20 protein-coding genes and 2 pseudogenes are annotated in these 19,749 nt (G+C 36.9%); 16 read left to right on the top strand and 6 right to left on the bottom strand.

The annotated features are described in order from the left end of the window. Window positions 1-82 precede the first annotated feature (82 nt). From LF887_RS07635 to LF887_RS07625, 3 genes are read left to right on the top strand one after another with little or no spacing between them, the layout of a single operon-like run. A complete protein-coding gene (locus LF887_RS07635) occupies window positions 83-1,426 on the top strand; it encodes a cytochrome ubiquinol oxidase subunit I (RefSeq protein WP_236858436.1) in 1,344 nt (447 codons plus the stop codon). Further along, entirely contained in the window at window positions 1,423-2,427 is a 1,005-nt protein-coding gene (locus tag LF887_RS07630) for a cytochrome d ubiquinol oxidase subunit II (protein WP_236858435.1), read from the top strand. Before LF887_RS07635 ends, LF887_RS07630 begins: the two co-directional genes overlap by 4 nt. A 6-nt stretch (window positions 2,428-2,433) precedes the next feature. After that, window positions 2,434-2,949, top strand: a complete 516-nt coding sequence (locus tag LF887_RS07625; RefSeq protein ID WP_236858434.1) for a ClbS/DfsB family four-helix bundle protein — start codon at window positions 2,434-2,436, stop codon at window positions 2,947-2,949. Between the two features lie 138 nt (window positions 2,950-3,087). On the opposite strand, the gene lysS is transcribed toward LF887_RS07625, so the two are convergent. The 4 genes from lysS to LF887_RS07605 form a co-directional block, all read right to left on the bottom strand. Then, window positions 3,088-4,785 carry a lysine--tRNA ligase gene (lysS, locus tag LF887_RS07620; protein ID WP_236858433.1) on the bottom strand — a complete coding sequence of 566 codons (1,698 nt, stop codon included), beginning with the start codon at window positions 4,783-4,785 and terminating at the stop codon, window positions 3,088-3,090. Window positions 4,786-5,174: 389 nt separating this feature from the next. Next, window positions 5,175-6,104, bottom strand: a complete 930-nt coding sequence (gene rlmF / locus LF887_RS07615; protein ID WP_236858432.1) for a 23S rRNA (adenine(1618)-N(6))-methyltransferase RlmF — start codon at window positions 6,102-6,104, stop codon at window positions 5,175-5,177. 3 nt (window positions 6,105-6,107) lie between these two features. After that, a complete protein-coding gene (locus LF887_RS07610) occupies window positions 6,108-6,482 on the bottom strand; it encodes a c-type cytochrome (protein ID WP_236858431.1) in 375 nt (124 codons plus the stop codon). After that, window positions 6,482-6,703, bottom strand: coding sequence for a hypothetical protein (locus tag LF887_RS07605; RefSeq protein WP_236858430.1), 222 nt, complete (start codon window positions 6,701-6,703; stop codon window positions 6,482-6,484). Before LF887_RS07605 ends, LF887_RS07610 begins: the two co-directional genes overlap by 1 nt. 204 nt (window positions 6,704-6,907) lie before the next feature. On the opposite strand from LF887_RS07605, the gene LF887_RS07600 reads away from it, so the two are divergent. The 13 genes and pseudogenes from LF887_RS07600 (at window position 6,908) to LF887_RS07540 (ending at window position 18,259) form a co-directional block, all read left to right on the top strand. Continuing rightward, window positions 6,908-7,360 carry a cupin domain-containing protein gene (locus LF887_RS07600; RefSeq protein WP_236858429.1) on the top strand — a complete coding sequence of 151 codons (453 nt, stop codon included), beginning with the start codon at window positions 6,908-6,910 and terminating at the stop codon, window positions 7,358-7,360. A gap of 97 nt (window positions 7,361-7,457) precedes the next feature. Further along, on the top strand, window positions 7,458-8,099 hold the full coding sequence (locus LF887_RS07595) for a hypothetical protein (RefSeq protein WP_236858428.1): 642 nt from the start codon (window positions 7,458-7,460) through the stop codon (window positions 8,097-8,099). Window positions 8,100-8,353: 254 nt separating this feature from the next. Then, window positions 8,354-9,778 (top strand): anthranilate synthase component I family protein, encoded by a 1,425-nt coding sequence (locus LF887_RS07590; RefSeq protein ID WP_236858427.1) that lies wholly within the window; start codon window positions 8,354-8,356, stop codon window positions 9,776-9,778. A 61-nt stretch (window positions 9,779-9,839) separates the two neighbouring features. Beyond that, window positions 9,840-10,442, top strand: a complete 603-nt coding sequence (locus tag LF887_RS07585; RefSeq protein WP_236858426.1) for an anthranilate synthase component II — start codon at window positions 9,840-9,842, stop codon at window positions 10,440-10,442. Between the two features lie 38 nt (window positions 10,443-10,480). Further along, window positions 10,481-11,467: an anthranilate phosphoribosyltransferase gene (trpD, locus tag LF887_RS07580; RefSeq protein ID WP_236859482.1), complete on the top strand. Its 987-nt coding sequence runs from the start codon at window positions 10,481-10,483 to the stop codon at window positions 11,465-11,467. 137 nt (window positions 11,468-11,604) lie between these two features. Next, window positions 11,605-12,378 (top strand): indole-3-glycerol phosphate synthase TrpC, encoded by a 774-nt coding sequence (trpC, locus tag LF887_RS07575; RefSeq protein WP_236858425.1) that lies wholly within the window; start codon window positions 11,605-11,607, stop codon window positions 12,376-12,378. A gap of 82 nt (window positions 12,379-12,460) precedes the next feature. Further along, a pseudogene (locus LF887_RS24395) lies at window positions 12,461-13,129 on the top strand (phosphoribosylanthranilate isomerase); the annotation flags it as partial. A gap of 42 nt (window positions 13,130-13,171) precedes the next feature. Further along, a complete protein-coding gene (locus LF887_RS24390; protein ID WP_262912548.1) occupies window positions 13,172-13,717 on the top strand; it encodes a GNAT family N-acetyltransferase in 546 nt (181 codons plus the stop codon). Window positions 13,718-13,721: 4 nt separating this feature from the next. Next, window positions 13,722-14,900: a tryptophan synthase subunit beta gene (gene trpB / locus LF887_RS07560; protein WP_236858424.1), complete on the top strand. Its 1,179-nt coding sequence runs from the start codon at window positions 13,722-13,724 to the stop codon at window positions 14,898-14,900. An 83-nt stretch (window positions 14,901-14,983) separates the two neighbouring features. Then, window positions 14,984-15,733 carry a tryptophan synthase subunit alpha gene (gene trpA / locus LF887_RS07555; RefSeq protein ID WP_262912547.1) on the top strand — a complete coding sequence of 250 codons (750 nt, stop codon included), beginning with the start codon at window positions 14,984-14,986 and terminating at the stop codon, window positions 15,731-15,733. A 31-nt stretch (window positions 15,734-15,764) separates the two neighbouring features. Then, window positions 15,765-16,499, top strand: coding sequence for a lipoyl(octanoyl) transferase LipB (gene lipB, locus LF887_RS07550; protein WP_236858422.1), 735 nt, complete (start codon window positions 15,765-15,767; stop codon window positions 16,497-16,499). Window positions 16,500-16,909: 410 nt separating this feature from the next. Beyond that, a complete protein-coding gene (locus LF887_RS07545; protein ID WP_236858421.1) occupies window positions 16,910-17,878 on the top strand; it encodes a protein-glutamine glutaminase in 969 nt (322 codons plus the stop codon). A gap of 69 nt (window positions 17,879-17,947) precedes the next feature. Beyond that, window positions 17,948-18,259 (top strand): hypothetical protein, encoded by a 312-nt coding sequence (locus tag LF887_RS07540; protein WP_236858420.1) that lies wholly within the window; start codon window positions 17,948-17,950, stop codon window positions 18,257-18,259. Between the two features lie 18 nt (window positions 18,260-18,277). Here the strand turns inward: LF887_RS07540 and LF887_RS07535 are convergent. Together LF887_RS07535 and LF887_RS07530 are read right to left on the bottom strand one after the other, a co-directional pair. Further along, window positions 18,278-18,397, bottom strand: a pseudogene (locus LF887_RS07535) (SDR family oxidoreductase); the annotation flags it as partial. Next, on the bottom strand, window positions 18,396-19,625 hold the full coding sequence (locus LF887_RS07530; protein WP_236858419.1) for an MFS transporter: 1,230 nt from the start codon (window positions 19,623-19,625) through the stop codon (window positions 18,396-18,398). The gene LF887_RS07530 and the pseudogene LF887_RS07535, both read right to left, overlap by 2 nt. Window positions 19,626-19,749 lie beyond the last annotated feature (124 nt).

Below are 19,749 nucleotides of genomic sequence, written 5' to 3'. Positions count from 1 at the left end.
TATTGCTGAAATAACAACTGTTTTAAATCATACCCAACATCAATAATTTATGCGTAAATTTATTTACTGAAAAGTTGATATTATGGATGATTTTATAGCTGCCCGCGCCCAGATGGCGCTTTCTCTGGGCTTCCATATCATATTCTCCTGTGTGGGAATGGTGATGCCTTTTCTAATGGCTTTTGCCCATTGGAAATACTTAAAAACCAACAACGAAGTATATAAAGGACTTACAAAAGCCTGGAGCAAAGGGGTAGCCATTCTATTTGCAACAGGGGCTGTTTCCGGAACAATGCTTTCATTTGAATTGGGACTGCTATGGCCCGGTTTTATGAAACATGCCGGTCCTATATTCGGGATGCCGTTTTCCTTAGAAGGGACAGCCTTTTTCATTGAGGCAATTGCTATCGGATTCTTTTTATATGGATGGGAAAAATTTAATAAATGGTTCCACTGGTTTTGCGGCTTCCTGGTTGGAGTAAGCGGCCTGGCATCAGGAATTCTGGTGGTGGCTGCCAATTCCTGGATGAACTCACCTACCGGATTTGATTATATCAATGGACAATACCTTAATATAGACCCTATAAAAGCAATGCTCAATGATGCATGGTTTCCTCAGGCTCTTCATATGACTGTGGCAGCCTTCTGTGCGACCGGATTTGCAGTGGCCGGAGTTCATGCTTTTATGATTATGCGAAAAAGAAATGTTGAATTTCATACCAAAGCTTTTAGAATTGCCGTTGGATTTGCCCTTATCGGAGCATTTGGAGCCCCTTTAAGCGGTGATATTGCTGCCAAATCAGTAGCAGAAAGACAACCTATTAAGCTTGCCGCAATGGAGGCTCATTTCGAGACGGAAAAAGGGGCTGCATTTGTGATTGGCGGAATTCCTGATGAGGAAAAAGAGGAGATCAAATATGCCATTAAAATTCCAAAAGTATTAAGCTTTTTAGTGAGCAATGATTTTAATGCTGAAGTAAAGGGACTCAAGGACTTTCCAAAAGATGAATGGCCTCCTATTGCCGTTACCCATTATGCTTTTCAGATAATGATCTTCTTTGGAATGGTGATGATATTTATTGGCGTGGTTTACTTATATGCTTTCTTTTTCAAAAAAGAATGGCTTACTAAAAAATGGTTATTAAAAACATTCTTGATAGCAACTCCTTTTGGGTATATTGCACTGGAAGCCGGATGGACAGTTACTGAAGTGGGGAGACAACCATGGATTATCTACGGAATTATGAGAACAATAGATGCCGTGACTCCCATGCCGGGAATACAGTATTCATTCTACTTTTTTACGGCTATTTTCATCTCATTATCATTGATCCTGGTTTTCCTTTTAAAGAGACAGATTCAAATGGTTCCCAAACTTTACGACCCTACCGACGCTCAGTTTAACGATAAAAACAAAAAATCATGATTTACATTGTTATAGGCTTTCTCTGGCTTTCCATCTGTCTTTATATTATTCTGGGAGGCGCTGACTTTGGAGCAGGTATTGTGGAGCTTTTCACCAATAAAAAATCCCGTCATAAAACCCAGGAGATCATGTATGAATCTATCGCTCCTGTCTGGGAAGCGAACCATATGTGGCTGATTATCGCTATTGTAATCCTTTTTGTAGGGTTTCCTGAAATCTATACCACAATGTCTACCTATCTCCACATACCGCTGGTTCTGATGCTCGTAGGTATTATTGCCAGAGGAACAGCGTTTACATTCAGGCATTATGATGCTGTAAAAGACAACTGGCAGGTGCTGTATACTCATATTTTTTATTACGCAAGTCTTCTCACCCCTTTCTTCCTGGGGCTAATAGCTGCAGCTACTGTTTCACATTCTATTAATCCTGATGCTGTAGGGTTTGTGGATCTGTATATTTACAGCTGGCTGAATTGGTTTGGTGTTTCTGTAGGTTTATTTACGGTAGCACTTTGTGCTTATCTTGCTTCTATTTTTTCGTTAAGAGAAACAAAAGATAAAGCAGAACTGTTGCTGATGATCAGAAAGTCTAAACAAACCATGATATTTGTTGTTATTACTGGAATTCTTGTATTTGCTACGGCTTATATTTCTGATATTCCTCTTTTAAAGTGGGTATTTTCCAAGCCTTTGGGTATTATGGCTATTGCTTTTGCCACCATCGCCCTTTTATTGATTCTTAGAGCACTGAACCGTCAAAAACTGTTACCGGTAAGAGCCTTGGCAGGTTTTCAAATCGTAATGATATTGGTAGCAGCCACGTATCAGCACAATCCTAATATTATTTTATTAGGAAATGGGCAGCATCTTTCCCTGTTGGAACATATGGCTCCTGAAAAGACTATTTCTGTTTTGGCGTGGGCTTTAATGTTGGGTTCATTATTTATCCTCCCATTCTTATTCTATCTGATGGCTTCCTTCAGTAAACTGAGAAAATAGTACCCTATGCAGAGTTATAAGGATAAAACAGAACTGATTGAAGAGATAAAGAACAGATATCTGTTGTATGATAAGGAATTTGATGATATCAAAGAAGCTGATAAAGATTTACTAAAAGCCGGAGTAGATAAAACACCATCACAGAATCTCTCTTATCAGCTCGGATGGACCCATTTGCTTCTGCAATGGGAATATGATGAAAAGAAAGGGATTGATGTGAAAACCCCGACTGCTGATTATAAATGGAATAATTTAAAAGGTTTATATGAATCTTTTTATAATCAATATGGTGTTTTTACACTGGTACAGCAAAGAGCCCTACTGAAAAAGCAGATCAATGAAATTATAGAATGGATAGAATCTCTGGGTCATGAAACATTGTTTTTACCGGAACAAAGAAAGTGGGCAACCACTCCTGCAAAATGGCCCATATGGAAATGGATACACATCAATACAGTAGCCCCGTTTAAAAATTTCAGAACGCAGCTGCGAAAATGGAACAAAGAAACCGGTACAGAATAATTCTGCACCGGTTTTTATTTTTAAATATTTCAATTGCGAATACACTTATAAAAAAGGCGCATATATTATTTTCCAAAATAAAAAAGAGGTTGTCTCAAAAATGGAACAACCTCTTAGAATATCGTTAATCTGATGATATTATGCCAGTTTCATCAAAACATTTTCGTCAATCTTCTCTACTTTCACTAAGTTATTTTTAGTCAAAGTCTTAGAAGCTTTATCCCATTTTTTACCGGATAATTTACTTCTCTCTTTCACTTCAGATAAAGCCATTGGCTCTTCCTGAGAGTTAAGGATTTCAAGGATTACTTTCTCATCCTCTCCGAGCTCAATTTGCGGAACTGCTTTTTCAGGTCTCATCTGAGGGAAGAATAACACTTCCTGAATGGATGCATTGTTCGTTAAGAACATGATTAATCTGTCCATACCGATTCCTAGTCCTGAAGTTGGCGGCATACCATACTCAAGAGCTCTTAAGAAATCCTGATCGATGAACATTGCTTCATCATCTCCTCTTTCTGATAAAGCCATTTGAGATTCAAAACGTTCTCTCTGATCAATTGGATCATTAAGCTCTGAATAAGCATTTGCAATTTCTTTACCGCAAACCATTAATTCGAAACGTTCCGTAAGGCCCTCTTTGCTTCTGTGTTTTTTAGTCAATGGAGACATTTCAACCGGATAATCTGTAATGAAAGTTGGCTGGATGAAGTTTCCTTCACATTTTTCACCAAATATTTCATCAATTAATTTCCCTTTCCCCATTGTTTCATTCACCTCAATTCCGATAGACTTAGCGAAATCGTATAATTCCTTCTCAGTTTTTCCGGTGATATCAAAACCTGTGAATTTCAGGATCGCTTCTGTCATGGAAACTCTTGGATAAGGAGCTTTGAAATCAACCTGGTGTTCTCCAAATGTAGCGGTTGTAGCACCATTTACCTGAATAGCACAAAATTCCAATAATTTCTCAGTGAAATCCATCATCCAGTTGTAATCCTTATAAGCTACATAAATTTCCATTGCAGTAAATTCCGGGTTGTGGGTTCTGTCCATTCCTTCATTTCTGAAGTTTTTAGAGAACTCATATACTCCGTCAAAACCACCTACGATCAGTCTTTTCAGATATAGTTCATTGGCAATTCTTAAATATAATGGAATATCCAAAGCATTGTGGTGCGTGATAAACGGTTTTGCAGCAGCTCCTCCGGGGATCGACTGTAAGATAGGTGTCTCAACTTCAAAATATCCTGCATCATTGAAGAAAGTTCTCATGGCATTGAACAATTTTGTTCTCTTCACGAAAATTTCTTTCACCTGTGGATTTACTGTTAAATCTACATAACGTTGTCTGTATCTTAATTCCGGATCTGTGAATCCGTCGTGCACAACTCCATTTTCATCTGTTCTCGGCTGAGGCAGAGGGCGTAAAGCTTTTGTAAGAAGGGTAAAGTTTTTCACTAAAACAGTCTTCTCTCCTACCTGAGTGGTAAACAATTCTCCTTCGATACCGATAATATCTCCGATATCCAAAAGGTGTTTGTACACTTCGTTATATAATTCTTTATCGTCACCCGGACAGATCTCGTCTCTGTTGAAGTAAACCTGGATTTTTCCTTTAGAATCCTGCAATTCTGCGAAAGAAGCCTTCCCTTGAATTCTGCGGGACATCAATCTACCAGCGATCTTAACCTGTTTATTTTCAGAAAAGTCCTGTTTTATAGATTCTGTAGTATCTGTAATTGTATACTCATCCGCAGGGAACGCATTAATCCCCATTTCAGTAAGCTTATTCAGCTTTTCTCTTCTAATGATTTCTTGTTCTGATAATTGCATTTCTTATTTTTCTAAAAGCGTACAAATTTAGGCATTTTTGAGTTGACCATCAATGGCTTTTTTCAGAAATCTAAATTATTTCCGAAAAATTAAGTTCAGCAGATGATTTCATAAGTGAGGAATGGATACGATTTCAGAAAACAGTAATAATTATCAAAGATAATAAGGTGTAAGCTAAAGCTGATAGATTTACTGATATATTGGTACGCATTAAGGCCTACTCTACTTTCAGATAAAACAAATAGGGATATTTAATAGCAATATCTAGTATCTATTATAATCCTAGCCCCGATAGCAACGGTTACCCCGCAACACCCTCTGGCGTTTGGCTTAGGCGTGAGGAGTATGAGTGAATAGCGGGATAAGCTGCTAAAAAGGAATAGAAATTATTACTTGGATACCCAACCCCTTCGGTTCTGTTGAGGGATAAACGTCCACACAAGTATTCTGCTTACTTTTTGCCCCTGCACCATATCAATAATTTTGAAATCAGCTTTTAGTTTCTTTATCAGCGCTGTTAGCTTGGGTAGGTTATCTTTTTTAGAAACCAGACAGGTAAACCAAAGAACCTGTGATGAGTATAGAGAACTTTCGTGGATCATTTTTGTAATAAATGCGATTTCACCACCATCACACCACAATTCTGACTGTTGTCCCCCAAAATTAAGGAGCGGTTGTCTGGATTTTGATTTTTTGAGATTCTTCGTTTTTCTGATATTTCCTTTTACGGCTGATTCTTCAGAATCATGAAAGGGAGGATTACACATGGAAAATGTAAACCGATCATCAGCACCCATTATATTTTTGAATAGGTGACCTGAGTCAGGCTGATATTTTAATTGGATAACCGGCTCTAAGTCTGGATTCTGATCTAAAATGTGCTGTGCATTTTTCAAAGAATCTTCATTAACATCAGTTCCTGTCATCTTCCATCCATAAGAACGGTGTGCGATCAAAGGATAAACAAGATTCGCCCCTACCCCAATATCTAAGCCTTTTACTGAAGACCCTGAAGGAATTTCACCAAAGGATTCTGCTAAAAGATCGGCAATATAATGTACGTAATCTGCCCTTCCCGGAATGGGAGGACAAAGGTTGGCATCAGGAATATCCCAATTTTTAATATTGTAGAAATGTAAGAGTAAGGCTTTGTTAAGCAGCTTAACAGCCTGAGGAATACTGAAATTAATGGTCCGCGTCTGATACGCATTCACAAAGACATAGTGTTTCAGTTCCGGCACACAAGAAATAAGCTGATCAAAATCATAGGGATTACGATGCAGATTTCTTGTGTGCAGACTGGATTTTTCAGCAGACATATTTTATTTCTTCTGGCTTAAAATATATTCTACCATTTTTTTAGCATCTTCTTTAGATACCTGTGGATGGGCAGCCATTGGGACACCTCCCCAAACTCCACTTCCGCCTTCTATAATCTTGGAAGCCAGCAGTTCTGTATCTTTTTCAGAATATTTGCCTGCTATTTCTTTGTAAGAAGGTCCTATCATTCTCTCATTCAGAGAGTGGCATCCGGAGCAGTCTAATGTTTCCATGATCTGGTCACCTGAAAGATTAGATTTTGCCGGCTCTGAAACGGTAGCATTTTCAGAGGATACAGCCACTTCTGCTGTATTTTCTTTTTTAGAACAGGAAAACATCAGAAAGCCCAATGCACCTGCCAAAAATATTTTTTTCATTATTTTTTTGCTGTAGAATCTGTTTTAGCAGCTTCAGGAGCAGGGGTAGCCGGAGTTGCAGCAGCTGGAGCAGCAGCAGGTTTAGCTGTAGAGTCTGCAACAGTAGCTGTTGTTGGCTCTTCAAGCATTGTGTTGCTGTCTTGTAAAGAGTGATCTACTTTTTTAGAACAGTTTACGACTAATAAACCTCCGATAAATGCAATTGCTAATACTTTTTTCATTGTTTTCTAATTTGGAAGCAAAAATATAAAAAATAAAGTTTTAAACTTATGACAAATGTTTTCTTTGAAAGAAATTTTAATAATCAGGCTAAATTGATTGTTATAAAAAAATTAATTCAAAATATAGGGAATTTTAAATAAGCTTATTACTTTTGTGTTACCAATCATCCAAACAAAAAAAATAGTATTCTTAATTAAAAACTTATGATCACAAAAAATTTATTAAAAATGGCCTTAATTGGTTCTTTTGTATCCCTCATTCTATCCTGCGAGGATTCATCAGATCCTCAAACATCCTCCTATTCTGATAAAGTAGAATCTGCAATATTACTGAAAACCACAAAATCATGGGACGGAAGTCTTTATGAAAGCTATCCCACCGGACAGCCAGAGATTTCAGTGCTTAAAATTGCTATTCCCCCCAATACGGCTTTGGACTGGCACAAGCACCCTGTTATCAACGCAGCTTATGTAGAAAAAGGTGAAATTCAGATCGAAAGAAAAGAAGATGGTAAAACACAATTGATAAAAAAAGGACAGGTGCTTCCCGAGATGGTTAATACGGCTCATAGAGGTAAAACGGGAGAGAAAGGAGCCACCCTGATTGTCTTCTATTGTGGATCTCCTGATATCCCACTATCAGAACCGATACACTGATCTATTTTTTAATGCTAAGTTCGCAAAGACATTAAATTCTTTTGTCAACTAAGCGATTAAAACAACATCATATTAAAAGATAATAGTAAATTTAAAGATGATTTTACTTTCAAAAATTCTGTTTTTTACGAGTCATCATGGTTTTTATACTTTGATACTGCTCTTTTTATTCTTTGGATTACTCTCTTATGTTACCAAAAAAGCATTATTTCTGATTCCTATCATTCCTTTGGCAGTTTTGAATGGATTTTGCGGACAGTTTTTAAACGCCTGGTTTCTTAACACCTATGGTGTTGAAAGTACTGCTATTATCACCTCAGATATTGAAACCAACTCCACGTTGAACGAATCATATATTCATGATTATGAAGCTATTGTAAAGAAACAGGACGGAAAATACACGACGACCTTTTTTTCCACTACAACTGCCTCTATTTATCCTATCAGAAATTCAATCAGAATCCCCAGTCAAAAGGATCTTCCCATAAAATATATTCCAGGGTATGAAAAAAACATTGTCATTCTTTATGATCAGTCCACAGAAGGAAAAATTTTATTAGAATATGAAAAACTAGCTCCCGTTAATTCCGCAAAAACCAAGTATGAGGCAGACAAAACGAATAAGGAATTCATTGAAGAATATATAGCCGCATTGGAAGAGTATGTAAAAGAATATGATAATGAAACTTACAAAGAAAAAATCAAAGAATTGAAACATGAGCTCAAACAGCTTAAATAACAAGCTCTTATATTAAGTTTTCTTTATTTTCTGATTTTTTTTATTCTTTGTATTAAAAAAATTTCTACTTTTGTAACATGTTTAACATGAGCAACAATATTTGGTGGTGGCTTTCAAACTCTTCGTCGGGTCTGGAAGTATTGTCATGTTGTTAACTGTACAGCAGAAATAATTAAAATAAACAATATATAGACTTTGACGGATTCCGTTGAAGTCTTTTTTTTATTCCTTAATCTTAAAAAATAAAACAGCAGATGTTTACTGATACAATCAAAATAAAAACCGTTTCAAAAAAAACACTGGGTGATCTTCATACTCCCATGAATATCTATCTTAAAATCCGAGATAAATTCCGTGACACAATTCTCCTGGAAAGCTCTGATTCAAAGAGTATTGACAACAACTTTTCCTTTATCGCCATCAATGCTATTGCCGGAATTGAAGTAAAAAGCCTTACTGAATTTGAAGTAAAAATGCCGCATTCTGCCCCGGTAAAGCAGTTTATTATAGAACGTGATATCATTGATATATTTGAAGAGTTCCGCAAAACCTTTGAATGTGAGAAGACCAATGATCCTATAGAACAAACTGCTCAAAGTCTTTTTGGTTATACCAGTTTTGAAGCTGTACAGTTCTTCGAAAATGTGGAATTTAAAACCCAAAGCCCGGAAGTGGAGATTCCTATATTAAGATATAGATTATATCAATATGTGATTGCCATCAATCATTTTAATGATGAAATGCATATTATTGAAAATCAGATTCACGGAATAAAATCTGAACTTCATCTGCTGGAAAACCTCATCAAAAATCAAAATACACCAGTCTACCCTTTTGAAAAAAACGGCCAGGAAACTTCAAATATTACCAGTGAAGAGTATATTGAACTTGTAAAAACAGCTCAGAAACACTGTATGCGTGGGGACGTATTTCAACTGGTGCTAAGCAGAAGGTTTGAGCAGAAATTCAAAGGAGACGAGTTTAATGTATACCGTGCGTTAAGGAACATCAACCCTTCACCTTATCTTTTTTATTTTGATTACGGAAGTTATAAACTATTCGGATCAAGTCCTGAGAGCCAATTGATTATCAAAGACAACAAAGCCACAATCCATCCGATTGCGGGAACAGCGAAAAGAACCGGAAATTTTGAAACCGACCTGGAGTCAATTGAAGCTTTAAAAGCTGATCCCAAAGAAAATGCGGAACATACTATGCTTGTAGACCTTGCAAGAAATGATCTTGGAAAGCTTGGAAAAAATGTAACGGTTACGAAGCTTAAAGAAATACAGCTTTTCTCCCATGTCATCCATATGGTAAGTGAAGTAACAGCAGAACTGCCGGAAGAAATCAACCCTCTGGAAATGGTGTCTGCAACTTTCCCTCAGGGTACTTTAAGCGGAGCCCCTAAACATAAAGCTCTTCAATTAATTAACCAGTATGAAAAAGATTCCCGCGGATATTATGGAGGCTGCATAGGAATGATAGGGTTAAACGGAACTTGTAATCAAGCCATTATGATCAGAACTTTTTTAAGCAAGAACAATACCCTCTATTATCAGGCAGGAGCAGGCCTTGTTGCAAAATCTGTTCCTGAAAGTGAATTACAGGAAGTGAATAATAAATTGAATGCGCTGAAAAAAGCGGTAGAAAAAGCGGAGAAGTTAGTTGAGAATTGAAAATTTCAAACAGGAAACATACAATTTTACAAACCAACACCAACAAATAAAAAAATAAAAAATGGACAACACTATAAACACTCAGCCAGCACAGCCTAAAGTTCTTGTTTTTGATAATTATGACAGCTTTACCTATAATCTTGTTCAGATCATTGAAAGGATTCTGAATCAGAAAGTAGATGTGGTGAGAAATGATAAAATAACTCTGGAAGAAGTAGATCAGTATGACAAAATAATCTTATCTCCCGGCCCCGGAATTCCTGAAGAAGCAGGAATATTATTAGATTTAATCAAAAAATATGCACCTACAAAAAGTATTCTTGGAGTATGCCTTGGACAGCAGGCTATTGCGGAAGCCTTTGGAGGCAGCCTTATCAACCTGTCGGAGATTTTTCATGGGGTAGCTACTACCACAGAGCTGGTAAAAGAAAATACAAAACTTTTCAGAGATCTAAGGTCAGGCCTTGAGGTGGGAAGATACCACAGCTGGGCCGTCAATACAGCAGATTTCCCTGAAGAACTCGAGATCACAGCCATAGATAAAGACGGAATGATTATGGCTTTACAGCATAAAACCTACGATGTACATGGCGTACAGTTTCATCCCGAAAGTATCTTGACCCCTGAAGGAGAAGTCATTATTAAAAACTTTCTTCTACAATGAAAACAACAGAAATCCCATCATCAATAAAAGTTCCCCAAATGAAAGAAATATTACAATACCTTTTCAACCATCATACTTTGTCAAAACCCGAAGCAAAAGCGATGATGATTGAAATTGCACAGAATAAATTCAATGCTGCAGAAGTAACCGCTTTTATCAGCGTTTTCCTGATGCGGAATATCACCCTGAAAGAGCTGGAAGGCTTTAGAGAAGCATTACTGCAGATGGCTGTTTCTGTTGATATTGATGCCCGGGATGCAATGGATATTGTAGGAACGGGAGGTGACGGAAAAAATACAATCAATATCTCTACATTGGCCAGCTTTGTGGTGGCCGGAGCAGGACAGAAGGTAACAAAACATGGCAATTACGGGGCTTCCACCACCACAGGTTCGTCCAACGTTCTGGAAGAGCTGGGCTATGAGTTCAAAAATAATTCTGATCAGCTTAATGAAGACCTTGAGAGGGCTAACATCTGCTTTTTGCACGCTCCTTACTTCCACCCTGCCTTACAATCGGTTGGAGTGTTGAGAAAATCACTGGGATTAAGAACGTTTTTCAATCTCTTAGGTCCATTGGTAAATCCTGTAAAACCTCAATTTTCCATGATAGGAGTTTACAATCTGGAAATTGCAAGAATCTATCAGTATCTCCTGCAAAAAGAGGATCCCGAATTTATTCTTGTACATGGTCTGGATGGTTATGATGAAATAAGTCTGACCCATGACAGTAAGGTAATTACCAAGAGCGGTGAGGAAATTTATTCTGCCGAAGATCTGGGTTTCAATCCGGTGACATTGGAAGATATTAAAGCAGGAAATAGCATCCAGGAAACTGCGAAAATATTTAGAAATATTCTTGAAGGCAATGGTACCGAACAGCAAAATTCTGTGGTTTTGGCCAACGCTTCTGTAGCACTTCACCACACCCAAAAATTCGGGACTTATGAAAACTGTCTTCTATTAGCTAAGGAAAGTCTGAAAAGCGGAAAAGCACTGAACAGTTTTGAACTTTTGATTAACTAAGAAAGTTGAAAACGAACAATGAGAAATTGAAAATTGAAAATTGAAAATGAAAATGGAAAACTTAGATAGCTTACGGGCTTTAGTAACTCTCAATTCTCAACTTTCAATTTTCAACTCAAAAACCTTAACACAAACAAATGACTATACTGGATAAAATTATTGAACGAAAAAAAGAAGAAGTAGCTGCGGCAAAAATCATTTCTTCCATTGAGCAGTTAAAGGACGCTGAGTTTTTTGAAAGAAAAACCTATTCCCTGAAAGAATCGGTTAAGAATAAAAATGGAATTATTGCTGAGTTTAAAAGGCAGTCACCATCTAAAGGCATCATCAATAACAATGCACAGCCATTAGAGGTCGTTTCAGCTTATGAAAAGTCTGGTGCCAGCGGAATTTCCATTTTAACGGATAAGGATTTCTTTGGAGGAAAATTTGATGATATTCTGAGTGTAAGAAATCAGATCAACATTCCGGTTTTGCGAAAAGATTTTATGATTGATGAATATCAGTTTTATGAGGCAAAAAGTATCGGAGCTGATGTTGTTTTACTTATTGCTTCCTGTCTTTCGGTCAATCAGGTTCAGGAATTTACGGATCTGGCCCATGAGCTTAATATGGAGGTTTTATTGGAAATCCATACTGAAGAGGAACTGAAACACTGCAATTCAAACGTAGATCTTGTCGGAATTAACAACAGGAATCTAAAAGATTTCAAAGTAGATCTTCAGCATTCTGTCAGACTAAAAAATCTTCTTCCAAAAGATATTCTGTCAGTTGCTGAAAGTGGTATTTATAACCTTGAGGATTTTAATTATTTAAAAGAACAGGGATTCGACAGCTTCCTGATGGGAGAATATTTCATGAAAAACACAGATCCTGCCAAAGCATTTGAAGAGTTTACCAAACAAATCTGAAAATGTGCTAATCTGAAAATTAAAATTGAGAATGAATGATCAATCTTTCAAAATGTTACAGAACGTTTAACTTTCACACAATATGAACGCACAACCTGCCAACCGAAGCCTCCCTTATCATCTCAAAGTATGTGGTTTAACGAAACTGAACCAGATTGAGGATCTTATCGCAATGAAAGTCAGCTTTCTTGGTTTTATTTTCTATGAAAAATCTCCGAGATATGTTCTGAATCATTTGACTTTAGAAGACATTTCAAAGATCGACCATCATGGGAAAACAGGTGTTTTTGTAAATGAAGAAATTAATAAAATAGTAGAGATCGCTGAAAAAGCCGAACTCCATTTTATTCAGCTTCATGGTGATGAAAGTAATGATTTTATTATTGAATTAAGAGAAAAATTAAAGCCTGAAATTAAAATCATTAAAGTCATAAGAATCGGCAGTAATACTGCAGAGGGCAAAAATAGAATAATACAGATTTTTAAAAATCAATCAGAAACTGACCATCCTCAGCCTATCAGCTACTACCTTTTCGACACAGACAGCAAAGCCTTCGGAGGAACGGGAAAGCAATTCGACTGGACCTTGTTAAATGATTTTGAAATCCCACTTCCCTATTTCCTGAGCGGCGGTATTTCAGAAGAAAACATTGGAAATATTGAACATCTCAAGCAGAAACCATTTGCTCTGGATATCAATTCAAAATTTGAAACAGAACCTGGTAATAAAGATACCAGCAGAATAGAAAAACTCATAGCTTCATTCCCCATAAAGACTCCCACATCCTCTACTGTGAAATATCAGATCAAACAGGCAAAAGACTTAACGGAAATCGAGACAGAGCATATCTTAAAGTTATGGAATATCTCTTCCTGGGACACCATGAAGCCAGATTATTTCCGTATGTTTTTCAACAAATCTGAGTTTCACTTACTGCTGGATCTTCATGAAAATATACTGGCACTTATCCGTCTTAATTTTGATTTTGCCCTGGAAATATCAGGAGAAAAACTATCGTTTGCAGAAGCTGTAGGACTTGTTTCTGCATATAAGAAAAAAGGATACGGAGCAAAACTTGTTGAGCTGTTCCGGCAGCATGTGGTCCGGGAAAATATTGAAACTTTAGGGTTCTGTCATAAGGAACTCCGCCCGTTTTATGAAAAATGCAGTATTGAACTCTTATATGACAAGGCTAAAGCCATCAAAGAAAGTATAGATTCTGAATGGATCAATTCTGAAGATGATGATATTTTAATTTTTCATGTTTCAGAAAAAAGAAAAGAACTGCTCAGTCAGCTGAGCGATCAAAACAATGCTTATTTAATCACTAAAGAATAAAGAAATGAATTATAAAAACCCCGATGAAAATGGATATTATGGAGAATTTGGAGGAGCTTTCATCCCCGAAATGCTGTATCCGAATGTAGAAGAACTTCAAAAAAACTACCTTGACATCATAGAGTCTCAAGATTTTCAGAATGAATACCAGGATTTGCTTACCAATTATGTGGGAAGGGCCACTCCTCTTTATTTTGCTAAAAATCTAAGTAAGAAATACAACACTCAAATTTATTTAAAAAGAGAAGACCTCAATCATACGGGAGCTCATAAAATCAATAATGCTTTGGGGCAGGTTCTGTTGGCAAAGCGTCTTGGCAAAACCAGGATTATTGCAGAAACCGGAGCAGGACAGCATGGGGTTGCTACCGCTACAGCATGTGCCCTGCTTGGTCTTGAATGTATTGTCTATATGGGAGAAGTAGACATTCAGAGACAGGCTCCTAATGTTGCCAGAATGAAAATGCTGGGAGCAGAAGTTATTGCAGCCACCTCAGGCTCTAAAACATTAAAAGATGCTGTGAATGAAGCGTTAAGAGACTGGATTAATAATCCTGTGACCACTCATTATGTGATCGGAAGTGTGGTAGGCCCTCACCCGTTCCCTGATCTTGTAGCAAGATTTCAAAGTATTATTTCAAAGGAGATCAAAGAACAGCTAAAAGAAAAGATAGGAAGGGAAAATCCTGACTATGTGATCGCTTGTGTAGGCGGAGGAAGTAATGCTGCAGGAACTTTTTATCATTTTGTGGATGAAAAAGAAGTGAAGATCATTGCCGCTGAAGCCGGTGGCTTGGGAGTACATTCAGGAAAATCTGCTGCCACCACATTTCTGGGCACTCTGGGAGTGCTTCACGGAAGCAAAAGCCTTGTGATGCAAACAGCGGACGGGCAAGTTATTGAGCCCCATTCTATTTCAGCAGGACTGGATTATCCTGGAATCGGGCCTTTTCATGCACATCTATTCAAAGAAAACCGTGCAGAATTTTTCAGTATCAATGATGATGAAGCTTTAAAATGTGCATTCGAACTGACAAAACTGGAAGGGATTATTCCTGCATTGGAAAGCTCTCATGCACTCGCGGTTCTGGATAAAAAGAAATTCAGTGAAAATGATATTATAGTCATTTGCCTGAGCGGACGAGGTGATAAGGATATGGAGACGTATTTGAAAAATCTGTAAAATGTCGGATGTAAATGTACTATGTATTTCTAATTTATCATTATACTTTTTACATTTTACACAGTACATGATACTTTAATACAATAAAAGAAAAAAACATGAAAAAACTAAACATATACTTTACAGCAGGTGTTCCGCAATTGGATAATACGGCTGATATTATAGAGCTTATTCAGGATTCCGGAGCAGATATGATTGAGATTGGAATGCCTTATTCTGATCCGGTAGCGGACGGACCTGTTATTCAGAAAGCGCACGAGCTGGCTTTGCAGAACGGAATGACAATAGAAAAGCTTCTTTCTCAGTTAAAAACAATTAAAGACAAAATAAAAATTCCCATCATTTTAATGGGCTATATCAATCCTGTTCTAAGCTTTGGATTTGAAAAATTTTGTAAAGCCTGTTCCGAAAGCGGTGTTTCAGGATTGATCCTTCCTGATCTTCCTCCAATTGAATTTGAAAAAAATTACCAGCAGGTTTTAAAAAAGTATAATCTTAATTTTACGTTTCTTATTACTCCGGAAACCTCTGATGAAAGAATTTTGTATCTTGATTCTTTAAGTTCGGGGTTTTTGTATGCTGTAAGCTCTTCCTCTACTACAGGAAATGAAAATGCTGTTTTGAAAAATGAAAATTACCTGAACAGATTAGCTGCTCTTCCTCTTAAAAACCCTGTGATGATTGGCTTTGGAATCAAGTCAAGAGAAGATTTTGAAAATGTAACCGAAAAAGCCGATGGAGGAATTATCGGAACAGCTTTTGTCAATATATTATTACAGGATAAAGACTGGAAGAAGACTGCTATAGATTTTATCCATTCCATAAAAGGGTAAAATTCACTAAATTTGTATATCAAAAATTGAAATGAATACAAATCAGAATAAAGCCGTAGAATTTGAAGATTTAGGAATCAAAGAATATCAGCCTGCCTGGGAATATCAGGAAATGCTGATGAAAAATATTATTGATACTAAAATTAAAAACAGGGATTTACCTGCTGAGCAGCACATTACCACTTCTAATCATTTTCTTTTGGTGGAACATCCACATGTTTATACCTTAGGAAAAAGCGGACATGAAGAAAATATGCTTGCCGGTATTGATAAGCTGAAAGAGCTTGAAGCTACCTATGTAAAAACCAATCGCGGCGGAGATATTACGTACCACGGTTACGGGCAGATTGTGGGTTATCCTGTTCTTGATCTTGAAAACTTCTTTACCGATATCCATCTGTATATGAGGAATCTGGAGGAAGTGATTATCAGAACAATTGCTGAATATGGCCTCAAAGGAGAGCGCTCACAGGGAGAAACCGGGGTTTGGCTGGATCCAGGAAAGCCTTATGCCAGAAAGATCTGCGCAATGGGTGTAAAAGCTTCCCGATGGGTGACACTACACGGTTTTGCTTTGAATGTAAATACAGATATGAGGTATTTCGAATACATTATTCCATGTGGTATCAAAGATAAGCAGGTAACTTCTTTGAAGAGAGAGCTTGAAAGAGAGCTGGCACCAGAAGAAATGGAAGATATTAAAGCGAAAATAAGAAAGCATTTTGCAGATGTTTTTCAGGCTGAGTTAATCTACAAATCAATATAAAAAACTTTTCCCTATACATTCCTGTTATTGATGTATAGGGAATTTTTTATTTATTAACCGTATTCTAAAAAAAATCAATATCACATTGATTTCAGCTTTTTACGAATGTCAGACAGCCTATCAGAATTATATACACTCTGGCATTCTTCTTCTATTTCTTTGGATTAGTCTTTTAATCTGATGTTTACCTTTTTTTCTTCCCACATTCGTAGAAATATTTTTATCTTAAAATTAAAGACATTACCTTAAAATTTCATTTTATTACCAATTTAATAATGATATTTAAAATTTTATGAAAAAATATTTGCGTGTGTTCTAATTTTTGCTACTTTTATTATCACAAAATAGTGAACTATTATTAAATTTTTAAGTTCATTAAAAACACCATTAACCACCAAACTATGAGAATTATGAAAAAATTCCTTTTATCCATGATGGTATTCGTGACCATGCTGTCATTCAATGCCTGCTCAGATTCGAGCGCTGGTCAGGATCAAAATTTAACCTCTAAGGAGTCTTCTGAAATTGGCATGAAAGACTTCGGAAGAACTGTTCCGGTAGGGATAGAAAAAGAAAACGGGAAGTTCAAAGTTTCATTTATTATTTCAGCACAGCCTTATGAAATAAAGGACAGCAAAGAAAATGAAAGCTACATTTCCATGATTCAACAGGCTGTAAAAGATGAGTCACCAATTCACATTTTCCTTAAATCCAATACCAATGAAATTGCAAAAGTAGAAAAAGCAACAGAGGAAGATATCCGTTTTTTCAAATCTGCTTTCACAAAAGAGGAAAAAACAGAGAAGGGACAGAGTAATAAACTTGCTTCTGTTATTCCGGACCTTGCGACTTTAAACAGCCTTTTTGCACAGATTAAAAACCAGTCATGCGGAACTTCTACAGCATCATCACCATGTATTACGTTCAAATATCCGGTAGATGGCTGCTATGCAAGGGCTCATAAAATGAGACAAATCCTGATCAATGCAGGGTATGATTGTGAAAAGCAGTTTGTATATGGAAATCTTAGAGCTTCTACCGGTAGCTGCTGTGTATCATGGGTATATCACGTTGCCATACTTGTAAGCTTTAAAAATGCTTCAGGAGTAGTGGAAAAAAGGATAATAGATCCTTCATTATTTTCAACCGGACCTGTGACTGACACAGCTTGGAGAAGTGCATGTACTAATTCTACCTGCGGTTCCACTTCTGTTTCATCCTTTGCTAACACAGCAGGAAATGTTTACTACAGAAGCCCGTCAGGTTCTCTATTGTATGACAATAATTATGTGAATACGAATTGTGTTCTGACTACCTTCTCATCACTTTCAGGCTGCTCACCATCTCCTGCACCTAGCGTAGGACATTGCGGATTTTAATTCTTTTTCATATAGCTCCTGCATTGATTATTGATCAGTTGCAGGAGCTTTTAATTAATAATTTACCTTATGAAAGCCTTATCATACTTATTATTACTATTTTTTATGATTGCATCCTGCTCCGGAAATTCAAGTTCACAGAACTTAACCTGGTATAATAATTCTACGATCACTAATATTATAGAAGACCCTGACAAACCGGAAGATTTTGCACGGGTTTCTATTGGAATAAGTGCTCAGGTTTTTTACATTTCAAAAAAATCTACTGATTATAAAACCATTATGAAAAAAGCTAACCAAAGTTTTAAGAAAAGTAAATCTTTTAATATTGGGATAGAAAATAAAACCAACATCATCAGACAGATTAATGAGGTGAAATAATCTCTGGAATATTCCGGTTTATCTTATCACAGAAATTCCGGCATCTACTTTTATTTCTGCTCCATGGATATAGGAAGCTTCTTCTGAGGCCAGAAAAAGAACTGCATTCGCTATTTCTTCTGGTTCGTCCTGTCTTTTATGAGCTTTTTTCTTTGTTCAAATTCATTAGGGCCGGGGTACAAAAAGAAGCAATCCCAACTAAGAAAATAATGAACCCCAAGATCACGAAAACTGAGCCAATTCCAATCAAATCTGCAATGAAGCCTGTACAAACAAGCCCCAGCATAGTGGGCAGCACTTCTATACTAAAATACATCGCAAACACACGCCCCAACATCCCGGAATGTACTTCTTCCTGTACTATAGCCGTAAATCCTGAGCTGTAAAATGAAGCAGCAACTCCGCCAAGCCCCGTTAAAACAACGAAAAGCAAAAACTTTTCCGATGACAACAGGCCTGAGCATAAAAAGGAAAGTCCTATTAAGATATGGGATATATTCACAATAATAACTTTACGTACGGAAGGTTTCCAAATTCCGAGTATTCCTCCTCCGATCAATGCTCCTATTCCCCAGGTACTTTCTATGACACTCATTTCAAATTTTCCGCCATTAAAATTTTCAATTGTCATAAGAGGGAACAGTACTGAAATTGGCATAATACAAAATCCTGCAATAATAGAGTAAAGGAATAGAAAGCTCAGTCCTTTATTTCTGATAACGACCAGAAATCCACCTTTCATATCTTCCCACATCATTTTCAGACTTGATGAACTTTTCTTTTCCCACCCTGGTGAAGGAACCGAAATGAAAAATAAGGAGACTATAGCTAATACTGCGCCTGCAATATCCAGCAGCAGAACATTTCCGATAGTTAAAAGACCTACAGCCAGAGCTCCCAGCGCTGGTCCGGCAATATTGGACACTGATTTTATAATCTGGCTTATCCCGGCAATACGCAGCAACTCTTTTTTGGGAACCAGTAACGGTATAGCAGCCTGCATAGCCGGCATATGAAATGCGGAACCGGCAGAACGCAACCCCAATATAATATAGACCAATTCAATATTTTCATACCCCATATAAAAACTGACAGACATCACCAATGTACAGGCAGCAACAAAACCATCAGCAAGCATCATTGTTTTTTTACGGTCCCATCGGTCTACATATACTCCGGCAAACGGACCTATCAAAGCCTGGGGAAGCAAACCTGCAATTGCCGCAAAAACCAATATTTCAGCAGAACCTGTCTTTAGACTCAACCATATAATAATTGCAAAGCCTACTGCCGAACTGCTTATCAGAGAAAAAAACTGCCCAATCCATAAAATGGTAATTCTCCTTTTCCACTCATTATTGATCATACAAACTTTATTTGATGGCAAAGATAAACCAAAAATTAATTAACCAACAAAAAAGTTGTTTAATTAATTTTCAACATGCACAATTAAATTTTTTAAAATTAAATTGCACGCAATTTAAAAAATT

This window comes from Chryseobacterium sp. MEBOG06 (assembly GCF_021869765.1).
In the GTDB taxonomy this organism is placed as follows: Bacteria; Bacteroidota; Bacteroidia; order Flavobacteriales; family Weeksellaceae; genus Chryseobacterium.
Note: the sequence above shows the minus strand (reverse complement) of the source record. Positions and strands in the feature narration are given on the sequence as shown.

Excerpts from the sequence above, each read along its gene's own strand:
- LF887_RS07635 (WP_236858436.1), top strand. The coding sequence starts at position 83 with ATGGATGATTTTATAGCTGCCCGCGCCCAGATGGCGCTTTCTCTGGGC.
- LF887_RS07630 (WP_236858435.1), top strand. The coding sequence starts at position 1,423 with ATGATTTACATTGTTATAGGCTTTCTCTGGCTTTCCATCTGTCTTTAT.
- LF887_RS07625 (WP_236858434.1), top strand. The coding sequence starts at position 2,434 with ATGCAGAGTTATAAGGATAAAACAGAACTGATTGAAGAGATAAAGAAC.
- lysS (WP_236858433.1), bottom strand. The coding sequence starts at position 4,785 with ATGCAATTATCAGAACAAGAAATCATTAGAAGAGAAAAGCTGAATAAG.
- rlmF (WP_236858432.1), bottom strand. The coding sequence starts at position 6,104 with ATGTCTGCTGAAAAATCCAGTCTGCACACAAGAAATCTGCATCGTAAT.
- LF887_RS07610 (WP_236858431.1), bottom strand. The coding sequence starts at position 6,482 with ATGAAAAAAATATTTTTGGCAGGTGCATTGGGCTTTCTGATGTTTTCC.
- LF887_RS07605 (WP_236858430.1), bottom strand. The coding sequence starts at position 6,703 with ATGAAAAAAGTATTAGCAATTGCATTTATCGGAGGTTTATTAGTCGTA.
- LF887_RS07600 (WP_236858429.1), top strand. The coding sequence starts at position 6,908 with ATGATCACAAAAAATTTATTAAAAATGGCCTTAATTGGTTCTTTTGTA.
- LF887_RS07595 (WP_236858428.1), top strand. The coding sequence starts at position 7,458 with ATGATTTTACTTTCAAAAATTCTGTTTTTTACGAGTCATCATGGTTTT.
- LF887_RS07590 (WP_236858427.1), top strand. The coding sequence starts at position 8,354 with ATGTTTACTGATACAATCAAAATAAAAACCGTTTCAAAAAAAACACTG.
- LF887_RS07585 (WP_236858426.1), top strand. The coding sequence starts at position 9,840 with ATGGACAACACTATAAACACTCAGCCAGCACAGCCTAAAGTTCTTGTT.
- trpD (WP_236859482.1), top strand. The coding sequence starts at position 10,481 with ATGAAAGAAATATTACAATACCTTTTCAACCATCATACTTTGTCAAAA.
- trpC (WP_236858425.1), top strand. The coding sequence starts at position 11,605 with ATGACTATACTGGATAAAATTATTGAACGAAAAAAAGAAGAAGTAGCT.
- trpB (WP_236858424.1), top strand. The coding sequence starts at position 13,722 with ATGAATTATAAAAACCCCGATGAAAATGGATATTATGGAGAATTTGGA.
- lipB (WP_236858422.1), top strand. The coding sequence starts at position 15,765 with ATGAATACAAATCAGAATAAAGCCGTAGAATTTGAAGATTTAGGAATC.
- LF887_RS07545 (WP_236858421.1), top strand. The coding sequence starts at position 16,910 with ATGAAAAAATTCCTTTTATCCATGATGGTATTCGTGACCATGCTGTCA.
- LF887_RS07540 (WP_236858420.1), top strand. The coding sequence starts at position 17,948 with ATGAAAGCCTTATCATACTTATTATTACTATTTTTTATGATTGCATCC.
- LF887_RS07530 (WP_236858419.1), bottom strand. The coding sequence starts at position 19,625 with ATGATCAATAATGAGTGGAAAAGGAGAATTACCATTTTATGGATTGGG.